At 67.9% G+C, this 14,870-nt stretch carries 11 protein-coding genes and 3 tRNA genes; 6 read left to right on the top strand and 8 right to left on the bottom strand.

Annotated elements, in window-relative coordinates:
* Together BLU81_RS41180 and BLU81_RS41175 are read right to left on the bottom strand one after the other, a co-directional pair.
* Entirely contained in the window at positions 1–753 is a 753-nt protein-coding gene (locus BLU81_RS41180) for a polyphosphate polymerase domain-containing protein (RefSeq protein WP_231953753.1), read from the bottom strand.
* Complete coding sequence (locus BLU81_RS41175; RefSeq protein WP_231953752.1) at positions 750–1,286, bottom strand: DUF4956 domain-containing protein; 537 nt, start codon at positions 1,284–1,286, stop codon at positions 750–752. The genes BLU81_RS41180 and BLU81_RS41175 overlap by 4 nt, the downstream gene beginning before the upstream one ends.
* Before the next feature lie 244 nt (positions 1,287–1,530).
* Between BLU81_RS41175 and BLU81_RS41170 the strand changes: the two genes are divergently transcribed.
* Positions 1,531–2,007 (top strand): winged helix-turn-helix domain-containing protein, encoded by a 477-nt coding sequence (locus BLU81_RS41170; RefSeq protein ID WP_092554241.1) that lies wholly within the window; start codon positions 1,531–1,533, stop codon positions 2,005–2,007.
* Complete coding sequence (locus BLU81_RS41165; RefSeq protein ID WP_092554237.1) at positions 2,004–2,843, top strand: M23 family metallopeptidase; 840 nt, start codon at positions 2,004–2,006, stop codon at positions 2,841–2,843. Before BLU81_RS41170 ends, BLU81_RS41165 begins: the two co-directional genes overlap by 4 nt.
* 284 nt (positions 2,844–3,127) lie before the next feature.
* Here the strand turns inward: BLU81_RS41165 and BLU81_RS41160 are convergent, their stop codons facing one another.
* Positions 3,128–3,874, bottom strand: coding sequence for a WD40 repeat domain-containing protein (locus BLU81_RS41160; protein ID WP_172890714.1), 747 nt, complete (start codon positions 3,872–3,874; stop codon positions 3,128–3,130).
* A gap of 156 nt (positions 3,875–4,030) precedes the next feature.
* On the opposite strand from BLU81_RS41160, the gene BLU81_RS41155 reads away from it, so the two are divergent.
* The 4 genes from BLU81_RS41155 to BLU81_RS41140 all read left to right on the top strand — a co-directional run bounded on the left by BLU81_RS41155 (position 4,031) and on the right by BLU81_RS41140 (position 10,775).
* Positions 4,031–5,548, top strand: a complete 1,518-nt coding sequence (locus BLU81_RS41155; protein ID WP_269460967.1) for an FAD-dependent oxidoreductase — start codon at positions 4,031–4,033, stop codon at positions 5,546–5,548.
* A gap of 119 nt (positions 5,549–5,667) precedes the next feature.
* Complete coding sequence (locus tag BLU81_RS41150; protein ID WP_092554231.1) at positions 5,668–6,771, top strand: DICT sensory domain-containing protein; 1,104 nt, start codon at positions 5,668–5,670, stop codon at positions 6,769–6,771.
* Positions 6,772–7,297: 526 nt separating this feature from the next.
* Positions 7,298–10,372 (top strand): SpoIIE family protein phosphatase, encoded by a 3,075-nt coding sequence (locus BLU81_RS41145; protein WP_172890713.1) that lies wholly within the window; start codon positions 7,298–7,300, stop codon positions 10,370–10,372.
* Entirely contained in the window at positions 10,365–10,775 is a 411-nt protein-coding gene (locus BLU81_RS41140; protein WP_092554225.1) for a response regulator, read from the top strand. Before BLU81_RS41145 ends, BLU81_RS41140 begins: the two co-directional genes overlap by 8 nt.
* A 9-nt stretch (positions 10,776–10,784) precedes the next feature.
* On the opposite strand, the gene BLU81_RS41135 is transcribed toward BLU81_RS41140, so the two are convergent.
* From BLU81_RS41135 to BLU81_RS41115, 5 genes are all read right to left on the bottom strand, one after another.
* The gene (locus BLU81_RS41135) at positions 10,785–13,055 is read right to left on the bottom strand and encodes an ATP-binding protein (RefSeq protein WP_092554222.1); all 2,271 of its coding nucleotides are present in this window, start codon (positions 13,053–13,055) and stop codon (positions 10,785–10,787) included.
* Between the two features lie 418 nt (positions 13,056–13,473).
* Positions 13,474–13,545, bottom strand: a tRNA-Val gene (locus tag BLU81_RS41130).
* 9 nt (positions 13,546–13,554) lie between these two features.
* Positions 13,555–13,625: transfer RNA gene (locus BLU81_RS41125), tRNA-Cys, on the bottom strand.
* Between the two features lie 31 nt (positions 13,626–13,656).
* Positions 13,657–13,728 (bottom strand) — tRNA-Gly (locus BLU81_RS41120).
* A gap of 410 nt (positions 13,729–14,138) precedes the next feature.
* Complete coding sequence (locus BLU81_RS41115; RefSeq protein WP_092554219.1) at positions 14,139–14,867, bottom strand: FAD:protein FMN transferase; 729 nt, start codon at positions 14,865–14,867, stop codon at positions 14,139–14,141.
* Positions 14,868–14,870 lie beyond the last annotated feature (3 nt).

The following is a 14,870-nucleotide window of genomic DNA, read 5'->3' as shown; positions in this document are numbered from 1 at the left end:
TCAGTCCTCTGTGATGGGGGTGAAGTGGCGGCGTTTGAGCCGCCGCCACCTGACATCGGGCAGGTCGGGCTGTAGAGCGGTGAGCCCGGTGGCGTACTTGGAGATGCTGGTGGGCCGGTGCCCGGAGGCCCACAGCAGACGGTCGGCCGGGGAGGCGGCCGAACCGGTCTTGGTCTCGACCACCGCGACGTTCGGCAGTCCGAGTTCCCGGCCGTCCACGCCGGTCCAGACCAGGTCGACGTCGACGGTCAGCCGCGAGTCGCCGGTGGCCTGGCAGAACGTGGTGCGCCGGTAGTTGGTGAGCAGCGTCGGCGTGAGGTCTCGTTGCGTTTCCTCTCCACCGAGGATGTCGTCGATGAACCAGCGCCCCGGTTCGACGGTGTCCTGGTCCTCGATCCGGTAGGGCAGCCGGTTCTTCACGGTGCCGCCGCGGTAGCCCTCGGTCTTGACCTCCAGCCAGCACAGCGACGAGTCCAGGTAGGTGCGGGTGCGCACCTTGAACCGCCGTCGGCGTTTGTAGGCGGTGAGCCGGAAACTGACCAGGTCGGGGGTGTCGAAGTAGACCGAGCGGTAGCGGAAGGTCCGTTCGCCGTCGATCTCCAGCACCCGGGTTCCGGGGTCGAGCCGCGACATCAGAGCCTCGGCCTCGGCGACCGGCAGCACGTACTTGCGGTCCACCCGGGTCTGCAGTTCGGCCGCCTCGGTGAGTTCGCCGAGCGTGATCGGGTCGAAGTGCCCGGTGGTCACGGTCACCGGTTCGCGCTCTCGAGCAGCCGGGCCTTCTGGCTGTACGAATACCGCACCTCGACCACGGTGGTCTCGTTGACGAGATCGATGCGTTCGACGGTGGCCTTGTGCACCCGCGCTCCGAGGATCCGTTCGAGCTGGGCGATCAGGGCGACCCGGTCGATGACCGCGTTGTCCAGCACCAGGACCTGCCGCTGGTAGGACTGGAACAGCCGTGGGTGGTCGCCGAGGTACATCACCACGAGGACCAGGCCCATCAGCGACGGGGCGAGCCAGATCGGGCCGCCGCTGAGCGGGCCGAGGATGCCGAGGGCGAGTGCGGAGAAGTAGTAGGCGACCTCGTGCTGGTCCAGTTCCGTCGACCGGAGCCGGATGATCGAGAGCACGCCGAAGAGGCCGAGTCCGAGCCCCGCTCCGACGGTGCTCGAGCTGAGCGAACCGGCGACCGCGAGCACGCCCACATTGACGCCGAGGTAGGCGACTACCAGGTCCCGGCGCCGATGCCGGGGAAAGTAGAGCCCGAAGACGAGAACGCTCACAGCGGCTAGATCTAGCGCGAACAGCGCAAGCCGGGGCATAGTGGCACGACCTCTCATGTGCGCCCGGCCGGAGCCCCCCAGTGAACCTCATCCGGCCGGCGGGTTACGTATCGATGAATTTCGATCTAACCCTAACGGCTACCTGAGGCTTTCCTGCTCGAACAGAACCTCAAAGCTCCCTCAAAGCCTGCTATGCGCGGGCTATGACTTCTACGGTTCTACGTAATTACGATATGGTCGTACGGTGAGTGACACCGACCGCCTGGCTGCGTTGGAAGCCCGCGTGGCCGCCCTGGAAGCCCGCGGCACCCCTGACCCTGCGGTCTTCTGGGCCCTCGAAGGTCTGCTCGACCGGGTCGAAACCCCCGGCGCCGTCATGATCACCGGGCATGTCACCCTGCCCGACGAGCGTGTCGCCCGCTGGCAGGAGAGCGCCGGCACCGCCGAACTCCTCGACGGCGACTGGTCACAGCACGTCCCCGCTCTGACCGCGCTCGCCCACCCGGCCCGCATCCGCCTGCTGCAGGAGGTGCTCCGCGGCACCCGCACCGCCGCCGACCTCACCCAGCTCGACGGCATCGGCACCAGCGGGCAGGTCTACCACCACCTGCGCCAACTGGTCGCCGCCGGTTGGCTGCACGCCCTCGGCAGCGGGCGCTACGAGGTGCCCGCCGCCCGCGTCATCCCCCTGCTGACGACCTTGTTGGGAGCCCGCCGATGAAACGCGCCGTCGCCCGCCATCAGACCCGGTGGCTGCAGCTGTTCGTGCTGACCGTGCTCGCCCTGACCTTCCTGCCACTCCCGGTCCCCCACCCGTGGGACTGGCTACTCACCACCACGCTGCTTCTTCTGGCTTTCGTCCGGGCACCCCGCTCCACCGCAGCCCCGGTCACCCTGGCCCCGCCGGTGCGGGGCCGCTGGGTGGCCATCAACAGCCCCGGCACCGCCGTCCCCAGCCACGGCGTCCGGGCGTACGGCCAGACCTACGCCGTTGATCTGCTCATGCCCTCCCCCGAGGCGCCCGCGAAGATCGGCTGGTCGCTGACCACCCGCGCCCCGGCGTCGTACCCCTGCTTCGGTGCTCCGGTCCTGGCCATGGCCGACGGCCGGGTGGTCCGGGCCACCGGCACCCAGCGTGACCACCGATCCCGCGACACGTGGCCGTCGCTGATCTGGATGATGACGGCCGAGGCCTTCGCCCGGGAGCTGACCGGCGCCCACCGCATCCTCGGCAACCACGTGATCGTCGAACACGGCGACGGCACCTACGCGGCGTACGCCCACCTGCGCCACGATTCCCTGATGGTGACCGAGGGCGACCGGGTGACCGTGGGCCAGCAGTTGGCCGAGGTCGGCAACACCGGCAACACCTCCGAGCCCCACCTGCACGTCCAGCTGATGGACGACCCGCACCCGACGGCCGCGGCAGGCATCCCCATGCACTGGCCGGCCTTGAAGTCCACACCCGACAAGGACGCCCGCTGGTCCACCGGCGACCCCAAACCCACCGCCCTGACCGGTTTCCCACAGAACGGCCAGCTCTTCGAAAACGACTGACCGCGCTGAAGGCTTCGAGGTCGGCGGTGGTGAGGAAGTGGCCGGCCTGAAGCACGTGGACATGCATGTCGTTGTATCCGGGGACGACATATCGGCCCGCGCCGTGCCCCGCCGCAGCACCATCGACACCGAGCGCCTGAGGGTGCGCCTTCTTCGCACCGGCTTCAGGGGCGGGCGCCGTTCTTGGCGCTCCCGTCAACCATGGGCGCCTCGCTCCCGGCACGCCTGAACCGACGGATGCCCTGATTGTTCCGTCCCGTTGGGGACACCTGTGCTGGCGGAGGTCAGGGACAGGTGTCGGGCAACGGCTGCCCGCTGTAGCGAGATGCCGGGATGAGCATGTCGCACAGACGCCGCACCGCTCGGTCCGGATCGAGGTGCCAGAGTGTGACGGTCCAGTCATTGGCGCCGGCGGCCAAGGTGCCGCTGTCTGGGGAGAATGCCAGCTGACCGTTCTGGTTGCTGTTGGCTCGGACCTCGGCCACCAGGTTGCCGGTGTCGGCTTGCCAGAGCCGGACGATGTCGTTGTCGTTGTCTGTTGCGGTGGCCACGGTATGGCCGTCCGGGGACCAGGCTACCCGGGACAGTGGCACGGGGTGCTCGCCGATCGTGCGGACCGGATGCAGGCCGTCGACCCGCAGCACCGGAGCTTTCTTCCCGTGCGCAAGCACCACGAATGCGCTGTCGGGGCTGACAGCGATCTCGTTCACCGGGTTGCCCGGTAGATCGCGCCGGTCGACCAGGTCCAGTTCGGGCAGGCGGTAGCGCCAGATGGCCGCGTCCTGTGGTTGGCTGTCGCCGGTCGAGTGGTTGGACGCCACGAGTAGATAGCGCCCGTCCGGGGTGAATTCTTCGGCTATGGACAGGTGATCGGGCAGTTTGAGGGAGGCTCGCGGTTGCAGGGTGCGGGCGTCCCACACGTAGACATCTGGGTCGTCGCGTTTCTGCACTTCTTGAATCGAGTATTTCAGGTCGGGGTTACGGAAGTTGGTGACCACCGTGAGCAGCGAACCGTCCGGAGAAAACCGCACGTCCCCGGGGTAGAGGGCCGGGTCGATGCGGAGCGTGCCACGCAACCGATGGGCCCGTCACGTGCGATTCGGCACAGCGCGCGACCGACGATACGAACCAGGCCTCAACGAGTATGTTGCGTCGATTCCTGCATCGATCGAGGGTAGCGTAGCGGCGTGAATCCACTACTGACGAGCGCCCGCGCTCACCGCCTGGTCCGGCCTCGCGCGGATCTCCCGCGAACCGTCGACCAAAAGGTTCGCGCTGTGGTGATCGGCGCGGGGATCGCCGGAATGACCAGCGCTCTTCTGCTCGCCGAGCGCGGCATCCAGGTGACGCTGCTGGAACGCGACGCCCAGTTGGGTGGACGTCTCGCGGCGTGGCCCCGGACGGTGGCGGACGGCTCACGGCAAATGGTCGAACACGGCTTCCACGGGTTCTTCCGCCAGTACTACAACCTGCACAACGTGCTCCGCCGGATCGATCCCGAGCTGTCGTTCCTCCGGCCGGCCGGCCCCTATCCGGTGGTCTCCCGGAATTGGCCCGAAGAAAGCTTCTCCGGCCTGCCCCGTCGGCCGCCGGCCAATCTGCTGGCCCTCGTCGCCCGGTCACCAAGTCTGAAACTGCGGGAACTGCGCGGCGTCGACGGCAAAGCTGCCGTCCCCTTGCTGAGCTACTCCCGCGCCGAGACCTACCGCCGGTTCGATCACATCTCGGCGAAGGACTTCCTCGACACGCTGGGCATGCCGGCTCGGGCCCGGGCTCACCTGTTCGACGTGTTCGCGCACTCCTTCTTCAACCATCAGGAGGAGATGTCGGCCGCCGAGATGATCATGCAGTTCCACTTCTACTTCCTGCGCAATCCCGAGGGACTCGACTTCGACGCACCCATCCAGGACTACGAGACGGCCATCTGGGCGCCGCTCGCCGACCAGTTGCAGGCGCTCGGCGGCGAGATCCGTACCCAGGCCCCAGTCGACCGGATCGATCCGGGCTGGACCGTGGTGCTGCGTGGCGGCGCCGAACTGACCGCCGACTACGTCGTGCTGGCCGCCGACCCGCGCTCGGCCCGGGAGATCGTGGCCGCCTCCCCGGGGCTGACCGCACTCGCGCCCCGGCTCGCCGAGCAGATGGCCACGGTCCGGACGGCGGCGCCGTACGCGGTCAGCCGCATCTGGACGGCCCAGGACTGCGCACCCCAGCGCAGCGTCTTCACCAGTGTGGCCGGGGAAGCCACTCTCGACTCGGTCACGCTCTACCACCGCATCGAGCGGGCGGCGGGCCAATGGGCCCGCCGGGGCGGCGGCAGCGTGATCGAGCTTCACGCGTACGCGGCTCCCGACGGTGTCGACGCCGCCGAACTCACCAAGAGGATGTGGGCCGAACTCGGATCCCTGTGGCCGGAGACGACCGGCATGACCATCATCGACGTCGACGAACGCGTGGGCGACGACGCACCCGCGTTCGCCCCGGGAAGCGACGCCACCCGGCCTGGCGTGCACTCCGACGCGAACGGCGTCTATCTGGCCGGCGACTGGGTCCGCGTACCCTTCCCCGCCGGACTGATGGAACGTGCCGCCGGCTCGGCGATCCTTGCCGTCAACGCCATCATCGGCCATCACGGTGTTCGGGCCGCCCCGCTCCTCTCGGTGGCTCCTCGAGGATTACTGGCCCCCCGGTCCGGGCGTCCGTAGGACACCGGGAACGCCGGAGGCCGACCATGGCACGATCGGCGGCCGGCCCGGCGAGCGCTGCCCGGGTGTGCCGCGGATGCCACTACGTGAGCTTGCTGATCGACGCCTAGGCTACGGCGGTGCCCAACGCTTTGGCCGTACAGCGGCTGACCAAGAAGACGCTGGTGACCGTCTCGCATGCGCTGGAACAGGCGGCGCTCGCGGCGGCCGAGGACGGGCCGATGGTGGTCTTCGCGCTGTTTCAGCGGTTGCCGTACTTCGAGCGGGAACGGCGGGTCTACGAGCGAATAGCGGACCTGGCCGTGGCGACGGTGGTGGGCCTGGTCGCCGAGCAGGCGCCCGATATGCCAGCCGGCGTGCATCCCGTTTTGCTGGATGAGAAGGAGGATCTGGCGCGAGAGTGGACCGTCGTGGTGCTGACGCCGCGATTCGGTGCGGTTCTGGTGGCTCACGATCTCGAGGAATTTCAGGCTGGCGCGACCACTCTGGAGAGCGGGCGCGTCTTCGAAGGCCGCTCCAGCTTCCGTCGCGACGAAGCGCTGCACGAGGTGCTCCGGCTGGGCCGTCAGCTCGGGGATCGGTTGTCGCCGGCGGCGCTGTCTGCCGTGAGCGGCGTCGTCGACCGCGTCCGCGATCTGCCGGCGACTCCGGGCGAGAGCCGGGCCGACGCGGCACTACGGCTGTTCTCGGCACGGGCCGAGCAGGACCACACCCGGTTGCGCGCCGGCACGCGCCGCGCCGGGAATGTCGCGGAGCCGGAGACCGGCGGTGATACTGACCTGAACGGTGAGCCCGGGGTGCGGCGATGGGCCGGAGCTACCGGTGTCACCGCCTCCGGCGTGCTCCCGGTTGCGGTGCTGGCCGTGCGGATCACCCACGCGGGTGGCGACGAGGGGCCGGTCGGGCGCACAGCCACCCGGCAGCGGCAGGCCGCTGTCGAACTGCTCGGCGCCCGGTTGCGGCCGCAGGACCGCGCGAGCAAGGTCGGCGAGAACGACTTCCTGCTCTTCCTACCGGTTCTGGGGCACGATGAGGCGGTGGCGCTGGCGCACGGGCTCGTGGCCGACTTTGCCGCTGCAGGGGCTCGCAGCGCGTTCCTGTCCGCGAAGGTGACCGTGGCTCTGACTGTCACCCGCCGACGGCCGCTGCCCGAGGACACGCTATGGCAGGCCCTGCAGTGGGCGATCACCCAGGATGCCCCGGTGGTGACCATCGACAGCTGACCGAGCGGCGAACGCGGCGACTGGCGGTAGTGCCACACCGGTAGCCAGGACACCTGTAGTGAGTGTCCTTTTCTTGATGACTTCATCGCCATCACGACGGTGCGGGTGTCGACAAACTCATCCGTGCTGGTCAAGCGGCATGCTCGTGTTCGTGGAGGAGTCGGTCGTGCCGGCCGGGTGGCAGCTGACCGAGAGTCGACCTGCCGGAACAGGCGTTCTCTGTGCCCTTTCCTCGCGCCGGGCAGGCTCCGCCTCATGAAACTCTGATCTTACTCAACTCGACACCCAGGGATGCCCGGCGGTAAAAGCCCGACCGGGCGCCCCACATATGAGGTCGCGAAGGTTTCCACTCGCCGGTGGCTGGCCTTTCTCGGCCGATGACCTGGCCAGGAGTGGGTCTCCGGCCGGTCGCCCTGTGACCGATCTGCTCCGGGCATTGACGGGGTACTTGGGCAGCCTAAGCTCAGACCGTATACCGACAGGCGACGACGCCATCCTTATTACGCGTGCACAATGGGAGCCAACGGTGAGCGGCAACTTGTCTTCTGTTGTACCGGTCGCGACGGACGACGCGGAGTCGCTCCACCAGCGTCTCGACATGTTGCGTGCTGCCTGCTCGGCTGCTCTGTCGGTGGACGAGCTGATCGTCATCGCGGTATCGCAGGCGAAGGCTGCCACCCAGTCCGCCGGCGGTGTGCTATTCCTCCTCGATGGGGACGAATTGACGGTCGCGGCCGGTGCCGGCTATCCACCCGAACTGCTGGCCGAGTGGTCGCGATTTCCGGTTTCGGCCAATACCCCGGCCAGTGACGCCGCCCGGAAGCGGCGGGCGCAGTGGGTTTCGCAGCCGACGGAGAAGGCTCGCCGTTATCCGGAGCTGGCAGCGGAACGCACCGAATACCTGGCGTTGGCGGCACTGCCAATCATGTCCGGCCAGTCCATGCTCGGCGTCCTCGGCATCTCCTTCCGGGAAAGCAGGGAATTCAGTCCGATCGAGAGGCTTTTTCTGCTGTTGCTGGCCGAGCAGGTCGGTATCACTCTGGACCGGATCCGGGCTGCCGACCGCAACGACGGGGTTATCGACGCCGCGCTGGTGGCCGATCCTGTGCGACGCAGGACGGTGAGTGAGGTGCTCACTGTCATCGACGCGGCCCGAGACGCCATTGATCGTTCCATTGCTCTGGCACAGACGTTCTGCGGCGCGGGCAGCGCCCAGTTGTCGCTCATCGGCGATGATCAGATGGTGGCCGGCGGATCCGGTGCCGCGCCGAGCGTCGGCTCCGTCAGTCCCGCCGACGAGTCGTTGTGCACCGTGACCATGTCGCTACGGGCCCCTCTGGTCGTTGTCGACGCGCTGAGCGACGATCGCCTGACCTCATTTCCACCGGTGCGGGCCGGGGACGTGCGGGCTTATCTCGGTGTTCCGGTTACTGTCGGCGGGGTGCTGGTCGGGACCTTCTGCGTCTACGACAGAATTCCTCGGCCTTGGTCAGAGCGCCAGCAGCAACTTCTCACCGATCTCGCCTCGGCGATCGGCACGGAGTTGACGCTGCGCAGCATCATCGCGCGCGATGCCGGGCTGCTGGATGCGGCCGAGGCACACGTGCATCTGCTCGAGAGCCTGACGGCTGCTGAGGGCGTGCGTCAGGCTGCCAGCGTGCTGCTCGCGGCGGTGTCGGACATGGACGGCGTGGCGGGGGCCGCGGTGGTCGTCAAGGACGAACAGACGAATGTGCGATATGAGCAGGTTCATTGCTCAGAGCCGAACGCCGCGGCGGCCCTCGCCATGCTCGCGGAACGAGGGCCGGCACCGGACAGCGTGACGGTACGGTCACTGGCGCTGAGCGACGTGATCGACCTTCTCCTCGGCGACGCGGCCAGCTTGCTCGAACTGAATGCCAGCCAGGCGGTGAAAGCGGTGATGCCCGGACGGGTCATGAGTGGGTCACTGGTGGTCGCCCTCACGGGCCAGGCCGACGCTGAACAGATGCGCCGGGATCTGGTCGATCTCGCTCATTTCGGGGGTGCGGTCCTCGACCGGGCAGCCACTTATGAACGGCATCAGTTGGCCACCAGCCGGGCGGCGTTCCTGACGGCCGCGTTGGCGCAGATGGAGGCGTCCCTGGATGTCGACGAGACGCTGCAACGGATGGCCCGGATCGCGGTGCCCGCCCTGGCCGAAGGCTGCCTCGTCTACTTGGCCGAGTCCGGCGGGTTTCGGCTGGCGGCGGCGAGCCATCTGGACGCGCGGGTGGAGAAACGGATCCGGCCTGAGCTCGGCAACGACCCGGTCTTCGTCCGGTTGATGGAGTCCGCGTTGGCCGGGTCCGCCACGACTCGAGATCAGCTGCCTGCATGGTTGGGTGCCGAGCGGTTGCGGTCGACGCCGTTGTGGGCCAGGGGCAAACTGATCGGGGCGATAATTCTGCTGGAGGCGGCACCGGACGGCCTGCCTCGACTCGCCGATGAGACCCTGTTGGCTGACCTGTCGGCGCACGCGGCGATCACGATCGACAATGCGCTGCTGTACACGAAACGTACCGCCGAGGTGGCGGCATTGCAGCACCGGCTGTTGCCACCACGGCTGCCGTTCCTGCCGGAATTCGACCTGGCGGCCTTCTACGAGGCCGGCGACCGGTCGCTGGATGTCGGCGGTGACTTCTACGACGTGATCGCCGTCGGCGAGGACCGTCTGGTGCTGGTGATCGGTGATGTCTGCGGTCGCGGTGCGGACGCTGCGGCGATCACCGGCCTGGCCCGGGCCGTGTTACGCACGGTCGTACAGGATGGTGCCTCACCGGCGCGGGCGTTGGAGCGTCTCAACGACGCGATGCGCTCGGCGGGCGATCTTGGTGAGCTCTGCACCGCGCTGGTCGCGCAGATCGACGGCCGCGGCGACGCCAGCAGCCTGCGGATGGCTGCTGGCGGTCACCCGCTTCCCCTGTTGCGGCGGGCCGGCGTCACGAGGGAGATCGGCAGGTACGGCCCGATGCTCGGCATGCTGGAAGCCCCGGTCTTCCGGGAGGTCGAGGTGCAGCTGAGCTGTGACGATGTGGTCCTGCTCTATACCGATGGGGTCACCGAAGCGCGCCGTGGGAGCGAGTTCTTCGGTTCCCGGTTGGTTACTGCCGTGACGGAGGCCGGCCGGTGGGCGGAGCAGACCATTGCGCACACCGTGCAAGCGGTCGAGGAGTTCCGCAACGAGGCCAGTGACGACGTCGCGATGCTGGCGCTACGGCCGAAGGGTCGGTCCGTGGCCCGAATCGAGGTGCCCGATGTACGCGATCCATCCTCCCGGACGACCGTGTCCTCCCTGCTCAGACAATCGTTGCCGGGCAGTGCGCTGACCCGGCGCCTCACCCGTTCGGTCAGCGCCGCCTTGGCTAGAGTGCAACTGTCGGTGACCGGACCGGTCCACGTCGAGGTGCTGCGTGTTCCGGGGGCGTGGCGGGTGAAGTTCAGCCGTCCCGCACCGCGTGACCGCCCAGACAGGCGACGAAGCGCGATGACCGCCGCAGCGGCAGTTCCCGGAAGCGTCTACCGTGTGCGCCACGGTTTGCAGATTCTGGAGTCGGTAGAGGTGGCAGCGCACGATGAGTGATTTCCCGTCCGTGCTGGTGGTCGAGGACAGCGACGTCGACATGGAAGCGATCGTGCGTGTTCTCCGGCGGTCGCATCCGCATGTGCATGTGGATCGGCTTGCCGACGGCGGCGAGGCCGTGTCCTGGCTCCTCAAGGCGGCGCGGCTTCCGCGGGTGGTGCTGCTCGACCTCAACCTCGTCGGCAAGGACGGCCGCGACGTACTCAGAGGCATCCGTCGGGAAGCGGCCCTCGCGGAGTTGCCCGTCGTGGTGTTGACCAGTTCCACCAATCCGCGCGATGTGGAGGAGTGTTACGCAGCGGGGGCGACCGGTTATCTCTTCAAATCCGTCGACTTCGCGTTGCTTCAGTCCACGCTGACGGCGGGTATCGAGTACTGGTTGAGGCAACCGCTGTCCTCCTGACGACGGATGTCAGACGGTGAAGAAGAACGTGGCCCCGTGCCCGGGCGTCGAGCGCACCCACAGGATTCCGCCGTGGCGTTCGACGATGCGCTGGCTGATGGTCAGCCCCGCACCGGAGCCGCCACCGCGTGAATCCGGCGGGTGCAGCCGCCGGAACAACTGGAAGATCATCTCCTGCTGTTCGGGCGCGATACCGATGCCGTTGTCCCGCACGTAATAGGCGTCCACCGGTGACGAGGCGCCCGGTGGGGTAGCCCGCTCGACACCGACCTGCACCCAACGCGGTGGCGACGCAGCCGCATACTTGACCGCGTTGCTGATCAGATTGACGAAAACCTCCTGCAGCCGGACCCGGTCGCCGGTCACCGTCCCCAACGTAGTGAACCGACGCAGCTCGACGCCCGCCTCCGCCATGGCCGGGCCCATGAACTCCTGAATGTCGTCGAGCACATCGTCCAAGGACACCGGTGCGGCATCCAGCTCGAGACGGCCCATCCGGGAGAACTCCAGCAACGAATTGAGCAGATCATCCATGCGGACGGCGAGCCGGCGGATCGTGCCCAGCCGTTCCCGGCTGATGTCATCCAGCCCGATCGCGTCCTCATCGATGAACGTGGCATACGTGGCGATACCCCGCACCGGCTCCTTCAGATCGTGCGAGGCGGCGAACGCGAACGCGTCGAGTTCCTCGTTCGACTGCGACAAAGCGGCCGCCCGTCGCAGGGTCACCTCGAACAACACCCGATAAGCCTCCTGCGCCATACCCAGCTCCCGCGCCGACCACGGCAACGACCTGCCCTGCACACTTTGGCGCCACACCGCCGAAGAGCCACGAGGCGTAAGTCGCTGACCCCGGCTGCCGACAACCACGGGCCGCGCCGGATCCGCGGCCCACCGCACCGTACGCGCGGCCTCACCGCGGAACCAGACCAGCACATCGTGGGCGGCGCTGAGCCGCACCATCAGCAGCCCCGCGCACCCGCCAGCCAGAGCGGCGGAATCGCCCAGTTCGGCGCCGAGCCGATCGGTCGACCACGCCCGGCCCACCGGCACCGCCGGAAGAAGGGGAAGCAGCGCGGCCAGCCCATCCGGATCCGGGGTGAGCCCATGGCTAGAGGAAAAAGGACCGACCCGCACATAGACACCATCGGCGGGCAGCACCTGCAGCAACCGCGCGGACTCCATCACCAACCGGTCACCGACCTGCGCCGGGCCGGCCTCGTCCGCAACCGTCACCAGGTCCTGCAACTGGCGGCGCGCCTGATTCTCCCCCGCAGCGCGCTGGCGATCCTCCAGCGCCGAAAGCTGCAACGACAACGCGATGCCGAACATCTCACAGGCTGCCCGCTGATCCGGGCTCAGCCGCAGCGGAACACTGCTGTGACAGGCGATCAACCCCCACAACCGGTCGTCCTTGACCAGCGACACCGACATGGACGCGCGTACGCCCAGGTTACGCAGATACTCCAGATGAAAACCCGACACCGTACGCAGCGCCGAACCAGACAAATCCAGCGGGCGTTCCGTCCCGGGCCGCACCGCGGGCACCAGGGCGGCGCTGTCGTCGTCGACGTCGGCGATCACTCGGATCCAGTTCCGCAAATACAGTACGCGGGCCTGCGCCGGCACATCACTGGCCGGGAACCACAAGCCCTGCCACGGCTCCAAACCATCCACGACATCCTCGGCGACCACCTCGCCGGGACCATCACCGTCGAAGCGATAGACAACGACCCGGTCGTAGCCGGTAAACGCCCGCACCTGCTGCACAGCGAGCTGACACAGCTCGGCGACACTCGCTGCCCCTTGCAATCGCAACAGCGCCCGTCGCACGCTCGGATAGAACGACGAGAACCGGAACGCCTCGCCGGCAGCCCTCTCGAACTCACCGACGATCAGCCCGTCAGCGTGATGCACACTCACCTCAAACCGGCGTGGCGCCCCGCCGACCTGAACCTCGAGAGGCACCACGACCGAAACCCCGTCAGCCTCGGCCGCCACAGTCTGAAGACGTCGCGCCTGCTCCTGGCCGACAAGCTCAGACAGCGCGGAGCCGACCAGATCTTCCGCCGGAACGCCCAACACGGCAGCCGTGTTCGCACTGGCCACCGCAATCGTCAGATCATCCTCCGTAAGCGCCAGAAGCGCACCGTGCGACTGCACCCCACCAAGCAGATGAATAGGCTCACGCGCGCACTCGGCCACGTCGAAATCCGTGCCCGCGGCATATTCGGCGGCGGCCTCATCGGCAGCAGACGGCTGGATCTGATCTTGCTCCATAACTCCCTCGCGAGAAGCGGTAGCCCTGCGTAGCGTTCAGCACCCGCGGAAGTCTACGGGCTGCGTAAGCCCGAACACATTATCGACCGTAGTGATGCCGGCAGGCCAGGAATCTCCCACTGGTCCTGGACGTCCAGTACGCGGTACACGAGCCTGTGTTCTTTCGGTGATGGCGCCACGATGCCCGGGCCGACCGCCGTCATCTCGCCATCCGCCGGCGGCCCGACGACGAAGCAGCATCACGGCCGTCAATCGACTACCACACCACCCGCGGCCGGCCGACGTTGACTTCGACACCGAGCGGACTACTCACGCTCGCGCGACCGCATCGCATATTCGCAGGTCAACACACCGCTGGCAGATGCGGTTATTAGACCGCCAGAATTCGATTCAGGTTGCCCCGGTAAGGGGCTTTGGGTGGGCGATACTGGGATCGAACCAGTGACCTCTTCCGTGTCAGGGAAGCGCGCTCCCGCTGCGCCAATCGCCCTCAAATGCGAGGTGGAGACGGGATTTGAACCCGTGTACACGGATTTGCAGTCCGTTGCCTCGCCTCTCGGCCACTCCACCGAGGTAGCCCCGAGTAGAAGGCCTATCTCCGAGCGGACGACGGGATTCGAACCCGCGACCCTCACCTTGGCAAGGTGATGCGCTACCACTGCGCCACGTCCGCACCTCCGGAGTTTCCCCCGGCGACGTCAGAACTTTATCCGGTCCCCGCCTCCCCCACCAAACCGGGGTCCCCGCGTGTCACAAAAGGTGACGACGATGACGGCGTGGAGGTCACGATCCGGCACCCAGAACGGGATGATAACCACATATCCGGCCGCCGAAGAGGTCAGCGGATGGAGTCACCCAACCCGGAGCAGACAAAACCCGATGATCTCGTACGCCACGGAAAAGCCCTGTGCCTGTCAGCGCGAGGCGGGCGGCCCGTCCGGGCCGTCCCGCGACCGCCGGGCTTGAGCGTGCCCGCACGGATACCGACACGAACGACAAGCCGATCGAACGCCGCACGGAACGACCGCCCGAGCGGTCCGCGGACCCGCCGCGGTCACGGAACGACCGCCGGACCCGCTGCCGTCACTCAGCGATCGGCAAGCCGGGGGAGGTGAACGCTCGGCCGTCGTCGGTGATCGCGGCTGACTCATAGCCGTCGCCGGAGCGTTTGGCCAGCCATGACAAGCCGGTCACGCCCATCGCCAGCGCCGCCGTGGCGTACGCGTCGGCGACGGACAGGTCGGGACCCGTGACCGTGACGGAGCGCAGGCCCTTGGCCGGTCCACCGGCGACCGGGTTCCAGACGTGTGCGCCCCGCTCGTACGTCCCGGAGGTCGCTACCGCACCATCGGTGACCTCGAGTACCCAGGCGAGTTTGCCGGTCTCCCACGGATGCTGGACGCCGACCCGCCACGGGCGGCCGCCGGGGCCGGGGCCCCGCATCCGAATGTCGCCGCCGGCGCCGATGTAGTGGCGGGTGGATCCGGCTGCGGCGAGCCGCTGGGAGGCCACTTCGACGGACCAGCCCTTGACGTAACCGGACGGGTCGAAGGGCCCGCCCGCGTAGGCGTCGAAGTAGCCGCCGGTGTCGCGCCACAGGTCGGCACAGCGGTCGAGGACGTGCCGCAGATCGGCGGAGCAGTCCTCCAGCCGGATCTCGCCGCGGCGGAACCGGCAGACCTCGCTGTCTTCCTTGTACGTGCTGAACCGCGCGTCCACCTCGTGCAGCCACGCGCAGGTCGACGTGACCATCTCCGCCAGAAGGGGCGGAGGCAGGTCGTCGGCCAACTCGATGCTGACGACCGTACCCATGAC

It is taken from the genome of Actinoplanes derwentensis (assembly GCF_900104725.1).
GTDB classification, from domain to species: domain Bacteria; phylum Actinomycetota; class Actinomycetes; order Mycobacteriales; family Micromonosporaceae; genus Actinoplanes; species Actinoplanes derwentensis.
This window is presented reverse-complemented; position numbering and strand designations above follow the sequence as displayed.